This window comes from Lacticaseibacillus nasuensis JCM 17158 (assembly GCF_001434705.1).
In the GTDB taxonomy this organism is placed as follows: Bacteria; Bacillota; Bacilli; order Lactobacillales; family Lactobacillaceae; genus Lacticaseibacillus; species Lacticaseibacillus nasuensis.
The window spans coordinates 105,507-122,059 of sequence record NZ_AZDJ01000001.1 but is presented as its reverse complement, the minus strand read 5'-3'; the positions used below and the strand labels follow the sequence as shown (position 1 = coordinate 122,059).

18 protein-coding genes and 1 tRNA gene are annotated in these 16,553 nt (G+C 57.2%); 8 read left to right on the top strand and 11 right to left on the bottom strand.

From position 1 onward, the window contains the following. Window positions 1-22: 22 nt before the first annotated feature. The 4 genes from rbsD to FD02_RS00620 all read right to left on the bottom strand — a co-directional run bounded on the left by rbsD (window position 23) and on the right by FD02_RS00620 (window position 2,537). Window positions 23-415, bottom strand: a complete 393-nt coding sequence (rbsD, locus tag FD02_RS00635; RefSeq protein WP_054722222.1) for a D-ribose pyranase — start codon at window positions 413-415, stop codon at window positions 23-25. 15 nt (window positions 416-430) lie between these two features. Continuing rightward, complete coding sequence (locus tag FD02_RS00630) at window positions 431-1,453, bottom strand: LacI family DNA-binding transcriptional regulator (RefSeq protein ID WP_056949849.1); 1,023 nt, start codon at window positions 1,451-1,453, stop codon at window positions 431-433. 234 nt (window positions 1,454-1,687) lie between these two features. After that, a complete protein-coding gene (locus tag FD02_RS00625; RefSeq protein ID WP_056949848.1) occupies window positions 1,688-2,011 on the bottom strand; it encodes a hypothetical protein in 324 nt (107 codons plus the stop codon). After that, the gene (locus tag FD02_RS00620) at window positions 1,995-2,537 is read right to left on the bottom strand and encodes a hypothetical protein (protein ID WP_054722220.1); all 543 of its coding nucleotides are present in this window, start codon (window positions 2,535-2,537) and stop codon (window positions 1,995-1,997) included. The genes FD02_RS00625 and FD02_RS00620 overlap by 17 nt, the downstream gene beginning before the upstream one ends. Before the next feature lie 206 nt (window positions 2,538-2,743). Between FD02_RS00620 and FD02_RS00615 the strand changes: the two genes are divergently transcribed. Beyond that, on the top strand, window positions 2,744-4,207 hold the full coding sequence (locus FD02_RS00615; RefSeq protein WP_054722218.1) for a putative signal transducing protein: 1,464 nt from the start codon (window positions 2,744-2,746) through the stop codon (window positions 4,205-4,207). Window positions 4,208-4,225: 18 nt separating this feature from the next. After that, a complete protein-coding gene (locus FD02_RS00610) occupies window positions 4,226-5,128 on the top strand; it encodes a hypothetical protein (protein WP_056949847.1) in 903 nt (300 codons plus the stop codon). Window positions 5,129-5,200: 72 nt separating this feature from the next. On the opposite strand, the gene glnA is transcribed toward FD02_RS00610, so the two are convergent. From glnA to FD02_RS00585, 5 genes are all read right to left on the bottom strand, one after another. Further along, window positions 5,201-6,541: a type I glutamate--ammonia ligase gene (glnA, locus tag FD02_RS00605; RefSeq protein WP_056949846.1), complete on the bottom strand. Its 1,341-nt coding sequence runs from the start codon at window positions 6,539-6,541 to the stop codon at window positions 5,201-5,203. Window positions 6,542-6,552: 11 nt separating this feature from the next. Next, the gene (locus tag FD02_RS00600) at window positions 6,553-6,921 is read right to left on the bottom strand and encodes a MerR family transcriptional regulator (protein ID WP_056949845.1); all 369 of its coding nucleotides are present in this window, start codon (window positions 6,919-6,921) and stop codon (window positions 6,553-6,555) included. 151 nt (window positions 6,922-7,072) lie between these two features. Continuing rightward, window positions 7,073-8,944: an ABC transporter ATP-binding protein gene (locus FD02_RS00595; protein WP_056949844.1), complete on the bottom strand. Its 1,872-nt coding sequence runs from the start codon at window positions 8,942-8,944 to the stop codon at window positions 7,073-7,075. Next, complete coding sequence (locus FD02_RS00590; RefSeq protein ID WP_056949843.1) at window positions 8,944-10,674, bottom strand: ABC transporter ATP-binding protein; 1,731 nt, start codon at window positions 10,672-10,674, stop codon at window positions 8,944-8,946. The genes FD02_RS00595 and FD02_RS00590 overlap by 1 nt, the downstream gene beginning before the upstream one ends. 26 nt (window positions 10,675-10,700) lie before the next feature. Continuing rightward, on the bottom strand, window positions 10,701-11,339 hold the full coding sequence (locus FD02_RS00585; protein ID WP_054722214.1) for a TetR/AcrR family transcriptional regulator: 639 nt from the start codon (window positions 11,337-11,339) through the stop codon (window positions 10,701-10,703). Between the two features lie 178 nt (window positions 11,340-11,517). Between FD02_RS00585 and FD02_RS00580 the strand changes: the two genes are divergently transcribed. Then, window positions 11,518-11,832, top strand: coding sequence for a hypothetical protein (locus FD02_RS00580; RefSeq protein WP_235806648.1), 315 nt, complete (start codon window positions 11,518-11,520; stop codon window positions 11,830-11,832). Then, complete coding sequence (locus FD02_RS00575) at window positions 11,822-12,013, top strand: hypothetical protein (RefSeq protein ID WP_054722211.1); 192 nt, start codon at window positions 11,822-11,824, stop codon at window positions 12,011-12,013. Before FD02_RS00580 ends, FD02_RS00575 begins: the two co-directional genes overlap by 11 nt. Window positions 12,014-12,050: 37 nt before the next feature. Here FD02_RS00575 and FD02_RS00570 read toward each other — a convergent pair whose 3' ends face one another. Both FD02_RS00570 and FD02_RS00565 read right to left on the bottom strand, forming a co-directional pair. Continuing rightward, the gene (locus FD02_RS00570; protein ID WP_054722209.1) at window positions 12,051-12,851 is read right to left on the bottom strand and encodes a hypothetical protein; all 801 of its coding nucleotides are present in this window, start codon (window positions 12,849-12,851) and stop codon (window positions 12,051-12,053) included. Window positions 12,852-12,977: 126 nt separating this feature from the next. Further along, a tRNA-Gln gene (locus FD02_RS00565) sits at window positions 12,978-13,048 on the bottom strand. Between the two features lie 146 nt (window positions 13,049-13,194). Here FD02_RS00565 and FD02_RS00560 point away from each other — a divergent pair. The 4 genes from FD02_RS00560 to FD02_RS00545 all read left to right on the top strand — a co-directional run bounded on the left by FD02_RS00560 (window position 13,195) and on the right by FD02_RS00545 (window position 16,331). Next, window positions 13,195-14,625 carry a C69 family dipeptidase gene (locus FD02_RS00560; protein WP_056949842.1) on the top strand — a complete coding sequence of 477 codons (1,431 nt, stop codon included), beginning with the start codon at window positions 13,195-13,197 and terminating at the stop codon, window positions 14,623-14,625. Window positions 14,626-14,739: 114 nt separating this feature from the next. Further along, complete coding sequence (locus FD02_RS00555) at window positions 14,740-15,390, top strand: TMEM175 family protein (protein ID WP_056949841.1); 651 nt, start codon at window positions 14,740-14,742, stop codon at window positions 15,388-15,390. Between the two features lie 46 nt (window positions 15,391-15,436). Further along, window positions 15,437-15,946 (top strand): hypothetical protein, encoded by a 510-nt coding sequence (locus FD02_RS00550; RefSeq protein ID WP_054722207.1) that lies wholly within the window; start codon window positions 15,437-15,439, stop codon window positions 15,944-15,946. A 25-nt stretch (window positions 15,947-15,971) separates the two neighbouring features. Next, entirely contained in the window at window positions 15,972-16,331 is a 360-nt protein-coding gene (locus FD02_RS00545) for a hypothetical protein (RefSeq protein ID WP_054722205.1), read from the top strand. Window positions 16,332-16,553 lie beyond the last annotated feature (222 nt).

Below are 16,553 nucleotides of genomic sequence, written 5' to 3'. Positions count from 1 at the left end.
TTGCATGCAGGTGATGCTGTGGCTAAAACGTGACGCCGCTTTCCAAGATGATGTTTGAAAATGGGGTGGCCTCGCCGGTGCGAATGAATGCTTTGTCAACGGCCAGGTGCTTTTTCATCTCGGCGTGCGGGATGAATTCGATGGGCACGTCGATCAGGTTTTCAATGGCCTTAAGTTGCGCCGGGTTCTCGGTTTTGATTTCCTCTGCCAGGTACACCTTTTGGATTTGCAGCTCGGTCAACACGTTGGCCAAGACGTCGATGAACTTCGGCAGGCCCAGCGTCACCGCCAGGTCGATTTTCTTGGTGCCGGCTGGGACGGGCATGCCCGCGTCGCCGATGCTTAACGTGTCGAAGTGGCCCATGTCCGCGATCACCGCGGAGATTTGGGTGTTTAATACAGTGCCTTTCTTCATAATGATTCCTCGTTTCTACCGGTTGCCCGGAATAATGGCTGTCGTCGACCCGCGCACGACCAGCCGCGTCGCCAAATGGGTGACTTCAAGCGGCAAGGATGGATGCGCGAGGCGATCAATGATGCGTGAGACGGCTTTTTCGGCTAAGGCGTGAATCGGCTGGTGAACGGTGGTGAGCTGCGGGGTCAGGTAACTGGCCAGCGGAATGTCATCGAAGCCAACCACGGAATAATCGGCGGGGATGCGCTTGCCTTGCGCCATCAGCCCGCGGTAGACGCCCACGGCCATGTCGTCGTTGATGGCGATGATTGCCGTGGCGTCAGTGGCGACGATTTTCGTCGCCGCCGCCTCGCCACCATCGGGGCCGAAGCGCTCGCGGAAGATCAGATCATCCGGTAGCGGCACGCCATACGCCGCAAAAGCGGTCTGGAATCCGGAAAAACGTTTTACTAGGTTTAAGGACAGGGTTTGCGGCACCACCAACGCAATGCGCCGGTGTCCGAGCTTTAAGAGGTGCTCGGCAATCGCCTGCCCGGCAATCGCCTCGTCGATCAGCACCATGTCCCCGCCTGTCGATACCTCGGCTTGGTCGGTGAAGACCAGCGGCAGGTTATCGCTTTGCGTCAGCTTGTCGACAATCTCGGAACTGGCGCCAGGCGCGGCGAGGATCAACCCCCGCTGGGTACCACCGGCGAATTGTTCAATGAAGTGCCCCACGTTTTCGTGGAAGCCATTCACCGAGAACACCTGCGGGAAGTACCCTTGCGGAATCGCCACCTCGGAGACCTGCTGCACAAACGTGGCAAAGAAGGGATTCAAGATATCCGGCACCACGATGCCTAGCGAGTTGCCTCGCTGGCCCACCAGCCCCCGGGCGAAGTAATCCGGGTGGTAATCCAGCACCTTGGCGCAATGCCGGACCTTCGCCTGGGTGTCGGCGGCAAACCGTGCGCCCTTGCCGTTGAGGATGAGGGACACCGTGGTGACGGACAACCCCGCCGCTTCTGCGACATCGCGGATCGTTACTTTCTTCGCCATGGTCATCCCTCCTTCCGGTTAACTTAGTAAAACGTTTTACGTTTGATTCGAGACTAGCTTAACAAGTTAGGAAAACGCTGTCAACCCGAATATTGCGAAATTTATATTTAGCCTGCAATCGCTACCAATCGGTTTGACCCACCTTTTCCCGACCAGCCGCTTGCCCATGGGCTGCCTGAAAAATTGGTCCAGGCCAAAAAAAAATCACCGCAATCGCGGTGATCAATAATGGCATTAGTCTAAGCCGGCAACCGACAATTCCTGGGTCGTTTCGGCTGGTTCATAATAGAGTGGCGCGACCAGCCCGGACACCCGCGGGAAGCGGAGCTGTTGGCCGAAGCACAGTTGGTAGCCCGGCACATCCAGGCTGGTAATCAAGTCGCTATTCGGCGTTCCGATTAATTCAAACGGGCGGACACCGCGAATCGGTTTGCCATTGGCCAGCGTCGGCACGAGCCGAAAACTGATCATGGCCTGTGGTTGATGATGCACGGCCTTGGCGTGTGCACAAAGTGACAGGCCTGCTGCTAAGCCGATTGGATTACTGAACATTTCCATGATGGTGACCTCCTTGATTTTGTTGGTGAAACCGTAATGCCCACCAGGATGGTTTCCTGGCGGCAGGCTCGCGGCGTTGGAACATGACGGTGAAGTCGAGCTCCTGGCTGTCGCGGGCGAATTGGGCGCCGAAGGTTTCGTCGTTGATGGCGACGTAACCGGCAGCAGCGAGCTCGCGGCGTACCCCGAGCACCTCTGCGCGCGGCACGGCCCCGTCGCTGACGCCGCTAAGCATCAGTGGCGCATGGAGCTCACTGCCGTCGCCATCGAGAAAGCGGACCTTGGCGACTTGCGGCAGCGGCTCGAAGGGCACCTTGATGCGGGCGCCACTATCGGCGGGGAAACTTTGGTTGTCGGCCAATTGGCGATAGCCGCTGACCGCTAACGTCGCGGCGATTGGCTCCCCCACGGCACCGGACACCAGCTTTGGCCGCACCCCTTGAATGATTCGGCCCTTGATGTCCGCCGCCAGCAAGGCGATGGTGACAATCGGTCGTTCAATTGTTTCGTATCCATTCATTGCCATCCATATTCGCCTGCCTTTCTCTTAATGCTTATGATAGGAAAATTATGGCTTGATGTGAATGCTTTGGGCGTGCCACAATTTACCGATTTTTGTAAAAAGTTGAGACACCTTTATTTCCCGGTTTGGCTCCGCTATTATAGGAGGTAGGTTACAATAAATTATGTCCGAGAATGGCTCTGCCATTTATAGGAGAAGATGAGGCAACTATGCATTTCCAATTCTTGTTCAATCATGATGATTCGGTGTGCTATGCCGTTCTCCAACACCTCTCACGCAGCGCCACCGCGACCGTCACCAAAACCGCCATTGCCGACGAATTTGGCCTGACTGGGTACCAGTTGAACAAAACCTTCGACGCGATCAATGCCGATTTGGCGACGTTGAAGGCCACCCCTCCGGCTTATTTGGATGAAACGACCAAGGGCGTCTGGGCGGGCCACGGCATCACGAGCTACCAGCTGCAACGCATTGGCCTCGTGTACCTGCAACGCTCAGCCTTGTACATCGCCTTTGAATATCGCTTCTTGTATTCCGAGCAATACACGCGGCGCGAATACGTCGCGGCCAACTACCTCAGTAACGCCGGGTTCTACCGCGCGGTCAACGAACTCGATCAGCTCTTGTCGGCACACGGGTTTTTCTCGCCGGTGGGCACAACCAATGACGAGGAAGCCATCATTCGCCTGCGGCTGTTTCAGCTGTACTACGCGATGTATAGCGGCGTCAGCGCCCCGTTTCCCGAACTCGACGAACTGGCCGGTGCCTTGACGCAGGCCTTGGCGCCGCTGCTCGCCGGCCCGCTACCGCCGACGCAAGCCACCAAGCTGACGATTTTCTTCAAGGTCTGGTTGCTGCGCTGGCAAAACGGCGGCCGCATCACCGCTCCTGCGCGCCAAGTGCCGCTGGTCCCGGCCGCTCAAGCAACGGCCGTCGAAACCGCGATCCAAGCCGCGGTCAACCTGGACGTGCCCCTCACCGCAGCCGAGTTCGACTATCTCTATAGTTTCCTGATTGGGCAAGGCTTCTACACGCCAAGTGCCGCCAGCCTGCAAGCCAACTTCCCGCTGGCCGCCAAGCTAACGCAGGATTTTACCCAGCAACTGCTGGCCCATCCGGCAGTCAGCGCCACCAGCGACCAGGATCAACAAGCCGTGACCCAGGCGCTGCAACAGCTGCACCTGCAATTCACCACCTTCTTCGTCCCGCCGACGACGTTCATCGATGCCGATCAGGTCAGCTTCTTCCGCGACTTGTACCCGTCGTTTGACGTCTTGATCCTCGAGTTCATTCACGGCCTGCCGGAGAGTGCCGGCATTCCCGTCGACGCCGCCTTACAAGTCAACTTGTACTTCAGCTACATGTTCGCCTTGATCACGGCGCTGCCGCCGGCGGTAATGGCCGATCGCGTTTACGTCTGCGTCGACTTCTCGCAAGGCACGCTGTACACGGACTACGTGATTCGTAGCCTCGGCGCCTTCACCCAGGCCAACCTCATCGTCACCCGCGCGGTGGACGCGCAAACCGACATTTATATTTCCGACTTCCACGCCACGCAAGTCGCCGCGCCGCAAGTCATTTGGCAGGACCCACCGACGCCGACGGACTGGTCGATGCTCGCCGACATGATTCTCACCTGCAAGCGCGCCAAGCTCGCCGCCCTACCCGATTAAGCTCAAAGGAGGCTCATCATGAAGAAAATTACGCCAAACAAAATCTTCCTATTCGCCGGGAGTCTCCTGACTGTCGCCGTCTTGAACGCCCAACCCGACCCGGTGCGGGCCGCCGGCACCTTGCCGCCTGGCACCGTGGTTCAACAACCCGCTGAACCGGCGACGACCACCGGCAACACTTTGCCGAATACGCAAGGCACCAAGACGCAACAAGGCAACGCGTCCGTGTCCTACATCGTGCAGGCCACCGGCGAAGTGCTGGCGCGTGAATACCTGACCGGCGACATCGGCACGGCGATTCAATTCGACACGAGTTTTTACACGCAACCTTACAAGCGCCTCGGCTACACGATTCTCAGCGACGCCACGGTAGGCGGCGGCAACTATCAAGCCACGCCGCAACTGTATTACGTGTTGTTGAAGGCTCCGGCCGGCGCCACGCCGTTCCATACGCAAACCACCACGACCACCGAGCAGCCAAGCGAGCCGGCCACGACGCCAACACTACCCGCGACCGACGACACCACGCCGGCCACCACGAAGCAGCCAGCCGCCAAGCCGAGCACACCGGCCAAGGCTAGCAGCGACGATGGCAAGTTATTCCACCAGCGCACCATGAGTAGCGTTGGCCGAATCGCCGCCAAGACCCCGGCCAAACCAGCCGCGAATGCCAAGGCGGCCAAGCCAGCCGCCTCGGTCGCCGCACAGCCGGCGACGCACCAGGCGAAAAAAGCGACGCCTAAGCGCCACCAACGCGATGAACAGCAACAATATCCAACCACGCAACAAACGGCCCTCGCCGCGCCGAGCCCACAACCAGGCGGCGGTGGTGCCGCCGGCGGCAACGCCGTGGCGACCGGCCTAGGCGCCTTCTTTGTCAGCCTGTCTGGCAAGATTGTCTTCGGCGTCGTCGAAGCTTAATCGCAACGCAAAAACAGCCGAGTCTGCCGATCATTTTGATCGGCGACTCGGCTGTTTCTGCTTTTGGGAAGATTAGTATAATTCGAGGTACTGATCGCGTTCCCATTCGGAAACACTTTGGCGATAAGCCGCCCACTCGAGCTCCTTAGAATCCTTGAAGCTTTGATACAGGTGCTCACCCAAGGCGGCCTTGACGATTGGGTCGGCCTCAAGCGCCTTCAGCGCGTTGTGCAAGGTCGATGGCAGGTCTTGAATGTGGTTGGCCTTGCGCTCGGAGTCTTGCATGCGATAGATGTTGCGGTCGATGCCTTCCTCAGGCGTCAGCCCGTTGTTCATCCCGTCCAAGCCGGCTTCCAGAATCGCGGCGATGGCCAGGTATGGGTTGGCGGTCGGGTCGACGCTGCGCAACTCCAGCCGCGTGGATAAGCCACGGGATTGCGGAATGCGAATCAGCGGCGAGCGGTTGGTTTGCGACCAGGCGATGTACACCGGCGCCTCAAACCCTGGCACCAGACGCTTGTAGGAGTTGACCGTCGGGTTGTTGATGGCGGTCAAGCCGCGGGCGTGCTCGAGAATCCCGGCCAGAAAATGCATCGCCGGTTCGCTGAGCTGCGTGTCCGTGGTTTCGTCGTAGAAGACGTTCTGGCCATCCTTGAACAAGGACATGTTGATGTGCATCCCACTGCCGTTGATGCCTTGCAGCGGCTTTGGCATGAAGGTCGCATACAGCCCGTGCTTGCGGGCGATGGACTTGACCACCAGCTTGAAGGTCTGAATGTTGTCGGCGGCGTCGAGCGCATCGGCGTAACGAAAATCGATTTCGTGCTGACCCGGGGCAACTTCGTGGTGCGATGCCTCGACTTCAAAGCCCATTTTCTCGAGCTCCAACACGATGTCGCGCCGGCAGTTCTCCCCAAGGTCTAACGGGGCAAAGTCGAAATACGAGCCCTTATCGTTGAGCTTCATGGTCGGCTTGCCGTCATCATCCAACTTGAATAAGAAGAATTCTGGCTCCGGGCCGATGTTGAAGGCGGAGAAACCGGCCTTTTTCATCTGCTCAGTGATGCGCTTCAAGTTGTTGCGCGGATCGCCTGGGAACGGCTTGCCATCCGGCGTGTGCACTGAACAAATCAGGCGCGCGACCTTACCGTGCTCGCCGCCCCAAGGGAACAGCAGCCAAGTGTTAAAGTCCGGATACAGCAGCATGTCTGCTTCTTCGATGCGGACAAACCCGTCGATGGAACTGCCATCAAACGTGATCTTGTTGGCGAGTACCTTTTCCAGCTGGGACACCGGGACTTCGACGTTCTTGATGATGCCGTTGATGTCCGTGAACATCAGGCGCAAGAAGCGCACGTTTTCTTTTTCCACACTCTGGCGAATCTCGTCCGCCGTGATCGTTTTCCTTGCCATATAGACCCCCATCATTCTCCACTTCGACGAAAACCAAAGCCCTGGCGCATCTCCGCGTCGGGGGCAAAGCGACTCTGTTGCAACAATTCATCGCGCAGCATCTGCCGCACCGCTTCATCGCTATTCTCCGCTTGGTGCCGCGGGTGCATCAGATTGCGAATGTCCGCAATCGAGAACCCGTCGGCCAGCTGGCTCTTGATGGCCAACAGCACATCGACGTCGCGCAGCGAATACACGCGATGCTGACCGGCCGTGCGCCCAGGTTGAACCAACCCTTGCGCTTCGTAATAGCGAATCTGCCTAGCGGTGAGCGCAGTGAGCGACATGACCGTGCTAATCGGCAAAATATGCCGGGTCCGTAAGTCCTCTTCGGCAGCCATCACGCTCACCTCCTCATCACGTGTTTCATCCTACCTGTCGGCAAAACGGGTGTCAACAAATGATGTTAGGTTTGCTAACACGGGCCAAAAAAACGCGTCAGGGCGCAAAAAAAGCCTCGGCAGTTGCCGAGGCTTTTCGCGTGACCGCGGCTTAAATCGCCACGTTGCCACTAAATTGTGAGTTGTACAAATCGGCATAAAAGCCCTTGGCCGCCATCAACTCGTCGTGATTCCCGGTTTCGACAATCGAGCCGTGATTCATCACGATGATGTTGTCGGCGTCGCGAATCGTGCTCAATCGGTGCGCCACCACGAAACTGGTGCGGCCCTTCAACAGCCGCTCCATGGCGTGTTGAATGTGCACTTCGGTCCGGGTATCAACCGAGCTGGTCGCCTCATCCAAGATCAAGATCTCGGGATCAGCCACGAAGGCCCGGGCGATGGTCAACAGCTGGCGTTGGCCTTGCGACAAATTGCTGGCCTCTTCGTTCAAAACGGTTTGGTAACCATCCGGTAGCTGGCGGACGAAGTTGTCCACGTGCGCCGCCTTGGCCGCATTGAGAATCTGCTCCTTGGTCGCGTCTTCGCGGCCATACTTCAGGTTGTCCCAAATCGTGCCGGTGAACAGCCAGGTATCCTGCAGCACCATGGCGAAGTGTTCGCGCAACTGCTCGCGCGTCATGTCGCGGGTGTCCACACCGTCCAGGCGAATCGAGCCGCCCTTGACGTCATAGAAGCGCTCCAGCATGTTGATCACCGTGGTTTTCCCGGCGCCAGTCGGGCCGACGATAGCGATCATTTGCCCCGGCTTAACTTCGAGGTTGTAGTCGTTCATCAAAATCGGCGAGCCCTCGTAACCAAACTTGACATGGTCCATGACCAGCTTGTTCGGGTCGTTGGCCACGGCCGGTACACCGCTCGGCTCGTTGGTCATGTCTTGCTCGTCTAAGACGGCAAAGACGCGTTCCGCGGAGGCGATGGTGCTTTGAATCGTGTTGGCGAGGTTGGCCAACTGCGAAATCGGCTGGGAGAATTGCTGGGTGTATTGCAGCATCGCCTGCACATTCCCCAAGGTGACCGAGCCATTGGCCACGGACACACCGCCGACAATGGCGACGAAGACGTAGCCGATGTTGTTGACGAAGGTCATCAGCGGCATGATGATGCCGGAGATGAACTGCGCCTTCCACGCCGAGTTGTAGAACTTGTCGTTTTCAACTTCGAATGCCTTCATCGCGTCTTCTTCACGGTTGAAGGACTTGACGATGACCTGGCCGGCGTAGTTTTCTTCGACTTGGTTGTTCAACAGCCCTAACGCGGCCTGTTGCGAGGCGAAGAAGCGCTGGGACTTTGGCGCGACGATGCCGACGACGACCAGCGACAGCGGCAAGGTGACCAAGGCAATCAAGGTCAGCTGCCAGCTGATGGTCAGCATCATCCACAAGGTCCCGATGAAGGTCACGGTACTGGTGACCATTTGCGTCAGGCTTTGCTGCAAGGTGCTGGCGATGTTATCCATATCGTTAATCGCCCGCGACATGATATCGCCGTTGCTATGCGTGTCGTAGTAGTTGATCGGCACGGTTTGCATCTTGCCCTTCAACTCCTTACGCAGGTCGTAAACGGTGCGCTGGGAGATGCGGGTCATGATGATTTGCTGCATGAAGCTGAACAAGGCGCTGGCCACATACATCAAGATCACCATGATCATGATGTCCTTGATCTTCTCGAAATCAATCGGGAACTGCTTCATGGCGATGCCGGCTTTTTGCTGGGAGACGCCTTTCATGTAGCCCTTGAAGATTTCGGTGGTGGCTTTCCCCAAGACTTTTGGCGTTTGAATCTGGAAAATCACCGAGATGATGGCGAACACCATGACCAAGGCAATCCCAATCAACCGCGACTTCATGTAGCCGAATAAGCGGATGGTGGTGCCCCAGAAGTTCTTCGGCTTCTCGACTAAACCGCCGCCACGGCCAGGACCATGCATGGGCCGACTTGGCGTTGTTGTTTTTTCAGCCATTATGCTTCGTCCCCCTCTCGAATTTGCGAGTTCACGATTTCTTGGTAGGTTTCGTTGGTGGCCTTCAACTCGGCATGCGTGCCGCGCCCGACCATCTTGCCGTCGTCCAGCACGAGAATCGTGTCGGCATCGGCGACGGTGGAGACGCGCTGGCCGACGATAACCACGACGCGCTGGCTAATCAACGGGTCATCCTTCAAGGCCTGGCGCAGGTTGGCGTCGGTTTTGAAGTCCAAGGCGGAGAAACTGTCGTCGAACACATATACCGCGGCGTCTTTCACCAAGGCACGGGCGATGGCGAGCCGCTGTTTTTGCCCGCCAGAGAAGTTGTCCCCGCCTTGTTCGACGTGGTAGTCCAAGCCTTCGTCGGTTTCGGCGATGAAGTCCTTGGCCTGAGCAATTTCGAGTGCCCGCCAGATTTCCTCATCGGTGGCGTTGTCGTTGCCGTATTGCATGTTGTCGCGCACGGTGCCGGAAAACAGGTTGGCCTTTTGCGGGACAAAGGCGATTTGCTGATGGAGTTCCTTTTGGTCGACATCGCGGACATCGAGGCCATTGACGCGCACGGCGCCGGACTCGACGTCATAAAACCGCGGAATCAGGTTCACCAGCGTGGATTTACCGGAACCGGTGCCGCCGATGATGGCGACGGTTTGCCCGGCGGTCATCTTGAAGTCGACGCCAGACAGCGCCGGTTGCTCGGCAGAGCGGTACCGGAATTCAACATGGTCAAACTGCAGGCTCGGCGTGGTGCCAGCCAGCGACTTCGGAGCGGCCGGCTGGGTAATGGTGGTGTGCTGTGCCAAGACTTCTTGAATCCGGACCGCACTGGCCTGCGCCCGCGGCAGGAAGACGAAGATCATCGACAGCATCATGAAGCTCATGAGAATCTGCATGGCGTAGGTGATGAACGCGATCAGGTTCCCGGTTTGCATGGCTTGCTGCGCAATCAGGTGCCCGCCCCACCAGGTGATCCCGATGTTGGTCCCGGACATGATCAACGTCATGATGGGAAACATCAAGGCCATGATGGAGAAGACCTTCACGGCGTTATCCGTGTAGTCCTTGTTGACGGTATCAAAGCGGTGCTGCTCGAAGGCGTCCTGGCGGAAGGCGCGAATGACGCGCACGCCGGTGAGTCCTTCACGGAACACCAGGTTGATGTTATCGGTTTTTTGCTGCATCGCGCGGAATAACGGCACGGCGAAGTACATCACAGCCCCCATGAAAATGGCCATGATTGGCAGCACAATCAGGAACACCAAGGTCAAGGTATGATTCTTCTGATAGGCGAGGAAGCTCGCGCCAATAAGCATGATCGGAGCCATGATCATCATGCGTAAGACCATCACCCAGGCGTTTTGAATCTGCGTGACGTCGTTAGTGGTCCGCGTGATCAAACTGCTGGTGCCGATGGTATCCATCTCGTCATGCGAGTAGTTGATGACCTTGCGGTAAACATCGCTGCGCAGGCGTTGGCCCAGCCGCTGCGACACCTTCGAGGCGATGAAGACGTTGCCCACGGCGGCGATGACGCTGACCAAGGCGAAGGCAATCATTTGAAAACCCGTCTTCCAGATGTACGGGACATCCCCCTTGGCGACCCCGTTATTGACGATATCCGAGGTCAGGTTTGGTAAGTATAGGCTGGTAATGACCTGAATAATCATGAAGAGCACAGCCCCCGTGATCATCCAGGCTGACACCCGGCCTTTGGCAATTTTGAACATATAAGCCTCCTAATTAACAAGTATGCCTAACGGGGTTGGCCCGCGCCGAACTCCAACCAATCGAGCAGTTGATTCAGGCGCCGCAACAACGCGGCTTCGTCGACGACCGCCCCGGCGCTTTGCCGGTTATAGTAGTAGCCAATCGTCTGCATGAACAGCCCCATCAGTTGGTGAATCAAGGTCCGCAAGTCTTCCTCGGAACTGACGCGGAGCTTGGTCATGTCCGTTCGGTCGACGAGAAAATCCATGATTTCCCCATTGCCATGGGGATGCGGTGGCGGCGGGGTCGACATCTTTGACGCGGCATGGAAATCCATGTACATAAAAATATTGCGGTAGAACTTCGCATAGGGTCCTTCAATCAGGGCCTTGGCCATCCCCGCAAACAAGCTACGCATGGCGGCGAATAAATCCCCATCGTGCACGTCCATCGCCTGCTTGATTTGCATGGTCGCGGAGGTCTTCATCCGATTCAACAAGTAGAAGTACACGTCTGCCTTGTCATCGAAGTATTGATAGAAGCTCCCGCGCGGAATGCCAGCATCTTTGATGATATTACTAATACTGGCCTCGGCAAACGGCGCCCGCGTGAATTCATCGTAAGCCGCCTTGATCAAGCGACTACGTTTCTCGTCCGCTAACCGGAAAAATGTTGGTTTCGGCATGCCCGCCTCCTTTCTGACAACACGCGTGACGCGTTGTCATATGACAAAGTGTCATTATACGCGTATTTGCCAAAAAGGCCAAGGTCTTTTTTCAGAAACCACCTAAGCGCAACCAGTGTGGTATCATGAAAGAAAATCAGGGCGAAGCACCCACCGGAGGCTAACGGTAGTGGAAAACGTGGAAATGTTACTGGATTATTGTTACACCCATCCTCAAAGTTACACGACCGAAACCGAGCGCTACCAAAACGCCGTGGCCCTCATCCTGCCCGATACCCTAATTCTGCCGGAACCGGGGTCGCTATTTCCACCAAATGCGCTCGACGCCTTGCGCCTGCCGCAGGAATTGATCGCCAAGCGGCCGGACATCATCGCGTGGCTGGCCCGCCTGGTGAATCCGGAAGAACCCCCAGTCGCTCAGCAACTGTGGCTCACCACCAGCCACGTGTTGGCTAAGCGCGCGCTGTACATCGAGGTCGCTTTTGAGTCGTGACGTTGCGGTGTGGCGCACCCGCACGGTGCAGGCCACCATCTTCGCCGCACTGTTGTGGCTTGGCCGCATCGCCTTTGGCCTGTGGTGGTTGATTTTTCCCATCATGGCCGCACTCGTCGTGGCCCTCATTTGCCTCGGCTACGCCAGCGTGTTGTGGTGGCTCGACCATCATCCCGAATGAAAACCCCGCAAGTTTGGCTTGCGGGGTTTTGCATTGCCTAGCGGTCGCGGCGACTCATTCGGGAATCGGCCTGCTGCCGGGCGGTATTCAAGGCATCATCCACTTCTTGTTGGGTGCCGCTGGAGAACCCAAACTTAATCGCGATGGCCTTGTCGATCGGACTGGCATCGATATCGCCGGCCGCGGCGGTGGGCACGTTGACGTCTGGTAACGGCGCGGCTTCGGAATCCGGCGTCGCCTGCCGCCGCGTGAGGCGTGACGCGGTGGTCGGTGCAGATTCAGGCGTACTCGTTGGCGCCGTGGCCGATTCAGATTCATCGGTTTGAAAATACGCCATCAAGTTAGCGTTTAATCGTTCGGGAGGCGTCTGGGCGCTGGCCGAATCGGCTACTGTCGTCGGCGCCGATTCCGACTCCGGCGCAGTTACCGGTGCCGTCGTCGATTGGGGGACCGCCGGCGCTTGCGCGGCTTGACGGCTGGTCGCCGTCACGGCTGCTGCCGACGCCGAGTGACTCGTGGTTGGCACCACGCTACTGGTCACGATCGGCGTCGTTTTCAACGGCGCCGGCGCCTGCCGCGTTGGCTCGGATTGAGGGGCTGGTTGGCGAGTCGGCTGCGGGCTTGAGTCGCGCTCTTCTGGTTGCGACCAGTCCATCAGGTAGTATAAGCCCACGGCGACACACAGCGGCGCAATCAGCCAGTTGCCGATGTCCGTCAGCAGCGTCCCTAACATGCCAATGCGCCGCGCCTCGACGAAGGTGGTCAATAACGCCCACACAACGGGCAAGACGATGCCCCAGGCCAACAGCCCGCGGCGTTTTGGTTGCACTTTTCTCATGATGATGCCTCCTGCGTTATAATCCGAATCAATTAGGACATATTGTACCGCATTCACGGCTTGTGTGCAGGGTGAGCCCACTGCCTTGCCGACAAAAAAAGTCGCCACAGCTGTGACGACTCGCGCTTGGGTAGATAGGGATCGAACCTATGATTATGGATTCAGAGTCCACTGCGTTACCACTTCGCTACTACCCAATAACTTTAAAGCACGAATACTATATTATGGAAAATCCCCCACCCTGTCAACGCCTTTTCCCAATTTTTCGCGAAATTCCGCGAAACGGGCAATTCGCGCTCAGTTAGCGTAAACTAGACTCATCATAACGAAAAGAGGAACAACGATGAAAATTGAAACGGCCTGCACATCGATTTTAGTGGGGAAAAATGCCAGCATTGATGGCAGCACGATGATTGCGCGCAACGACGACACCTTTCACGTCCTCGCGCCGCACCGCTTCTACATGCACCCCGCGTGGCATGGTGAAAAGGGCCTGACCGTGACGTCACCGCTCAACGGCTTCAAGGCGCCGCTCCCAGAAAATGGCTACCGCTATAACGCCGTGCCAAACGTCGACCGCGAACACCTTGGCGACTACGAGGAAAGTGGCATCAACGCCCAAAACGTGGCGATGTCAGCCACCGAAAGCACCTATGGCAACGAGCGCACCTTGGCCTTTGATCCGCTGGTTGAAGACGGCTTAGATGAGGACCTCATCGTCAACATGGTGCTGCCCTTCATCGAATCGGCTCGCCACGGCGTCGAATACCTCGGCCAGCTGATCAAGCAATACGGCTCCCCGGCCGGCAACTCCGTGCTTTTTTCCGACAAGGATAACGTCTGGTACATGGAAATCGTCACCGGTCACCACTGGGTCGCCCAGCGCATTCCCGACGACGCTTATGCCGTGGCCGCTAACCAGGTGGCGATTCAACAAGTCGACTTTGAGGATCCGGATAACTTCATCTGGAGCGACGGCATTCAAGACTTCGTTGAGGCTCACCACCTGAACCCGGACCACACTGGCTGGAACTTCCGCCACATCTTCGGCACGATGAACGAAAAAGATCGCCACTACAACACGCCGCGCGTGTGGTACGCGCACCACATTTTGAACCCCGAGACGCCGGAGGAACCCGAATCCGCCGAGTTGCCGTTCATCATGCATACTGATCACAAGATCACCCGCGAGGACATCGCCCAGATTCTCGGCAGCCACTATAATGAAACGCGCTTTGATCCCTTCGGCCATGGTGATGAGGCAGACCGCCTGCGCTACCGGCCAATTGGGTTGAACCGCACGCAAAACTCGCACATCCTGCAGTTGCGTAACGACGTGCCCACCGGCCAGTCCGCCATCATGTGGCTGAATATTGGGATGCCGACCTTCAGTCCTTACGTGCCGTTTTACTGCAACGCCGATGACACCGACCCGTCGTATTCGCAGACGCCCATGAAGCTGGACCTCGATCAAGATTCCGCCTACTGGCTGCACCGTAGCCTGGGGATGTTGGTGGAGAGCCACTACAGCAAGTTTATCCAGCAAAATCGCGACTACCTGACCGAACAAGCCCGCTTGTTCCGCATCCACATCGCGGCCACCGATGCGGCCACCAAGGACCTCTCCGGCCAGGACCTGACCGATGCCTTGACCCAAGCCAACTATAAGCTGGTCGCCACCGTGAAGGCCGAGGCCAAAAAACAAATTGCCAGCATGTTGATGCAAGGCATGGAACTGTCCAAGCTCACCTTCAACATGGACAAGAACTTGTAGCCATTCCGACACTCACCGACGTTCGGTGGGTGTTTTTTTCGCCCAGATGCGGCATACTAAACCAAAAGGCAGGGGTCAGCTCGGCCCCTGCCCAGCATTTTCGAGGTGATCACCATGTCCAAATCACGCATCGACGCCTTAAGCGATGGCGTCTTCGCCATTCTCCTGACGATTCTGATCTTGGAATTTCAGCCGGAAACCATCAAGCCCGGCTCGCTGCAAACCGTCGTGTTCCACCAGCTTCCTTTGTTTCTGATGTATTTGCTGTCCTACTTTTACGTAGGCACCAGCTGGCTATTTCACCATGACTATTTTCAGTACGTCAAGCGCACCAACCGCACGGTGAATATCTTGAACCTGTTCCTCCTGTTCACCGTGACGTTGGTCAATTACGCCATGGTGCTCTTGATCGAGGCGCTGTCGGATGGTAACACTGGCGACATCCGCTTGGCCTTCATCGTCTACGACCTCGTGGCGCTGTTGATTTCGTTCTCGTTTCTCGTGTTGTATCGCTACCTCGAGCACCATCCGGAGCTGCAAACCGTCGAGCGCAGCGGCATCACTAGCCACTACGAACGCATCCGGCTGGACCCCGCCCGCAGCGTCATCATCTACTTGTTGTCGATGATTGCCACCAGTTTTTCCAACCTGGTCGCCGGTATTCTGCTGATTGCCGGGGTCGTGTTCCACTTCATCGCCTACCTGCGTTTTTCTAAAGTGGCGCACATCGCCGCCAAGCAAAAAACAGAGAATCTTACCAAATGACGGCACGACCCCGCTATATAATAGAAGCAAGATAAGGAGTGATGAGATGCGTCAAGCAAAGCGTCAACAACGGCGGCCGCACAAGCGCCGCTGGCCACGAGTACTGGGGATTTTCTTCGGCCTCATTGTGATCCTCGGCATCCTCTTGGTCGTGTTCTTCACGCCACTGAACAACGCGTACCGCAATGCCACGGGCAACGACACGCCGGCTGACAGTGCCGTGAAAAACGAACTGGTCAAACAAATCGATGCCAACAAAACCGGCAACCCCACCGTCGATGGCGTGCTGGACCAGGCGGCCACGACGTTGAAAAACACCAAGATGAGCACCATTGTGGCGGCCGCCGGCAACCAAAGTAAATTTGCCCGCCTCCTGCAATCGACCACCGGGATCCCTGCGGCGCAGGCCAACAGCGCCGCCGGCACCGTTTTTGCCTCCAGCGCGCTGACCCCGTTGCGCGAAGCCATCGCAGCCGGCGATTACGTCAAGGCCTATCAGGCGTACCGCAACCTCGACGGCACAGCCAAAGCCGAAGCGGCCGCCCTACTGAAGTAGCCGCGTCACAAAAGGAGGCATCATTGTGGCCACCCACTATCACAGCGCAGACGGTCGCGAATTTCGCGAGCCAAAACTTAACGCCCTCATGGCGACTCACGGCGGTCAGCCGCACATCCAACGCAAACCGGGCCGCTACCGAATCTTGCTGATTGTCGCCGTCGTCGCGTTGGTTCTGATTCACCGCTTCGATTCGCAACTCGATGTGCTGCCAATCATGTTCATCGTGATTTTCGGCGGCTTGTATCTGCTGCGCGACGAGTACATCGTCGAACCCGGCGGCGTCACGATGAGCCTGTCCTATCACGACGTCGCCATTATCTTAGGCAAGGAACATCAACGCCCCATCGTGTTCGTGCCTGACGACCCAACTCAGCAAGACTAACGAGTCACGTTTCCGCAACATTGGCGGGAACGTTTTTCTTTACGCTGGGAAAAATGCAGAATGCCAATTTTTTTCGGGTTCGGATTTGACAAGTCGCCACATTGCGACTATACTCATTACTTAAATATTCGTGAGAAACGCTCACGGATTTGCCATTCATCAAGTTGGCAGCTTTGAACCAACTGGTGACACTAACGAAAGGGTGGTATGTATGATGGTTTT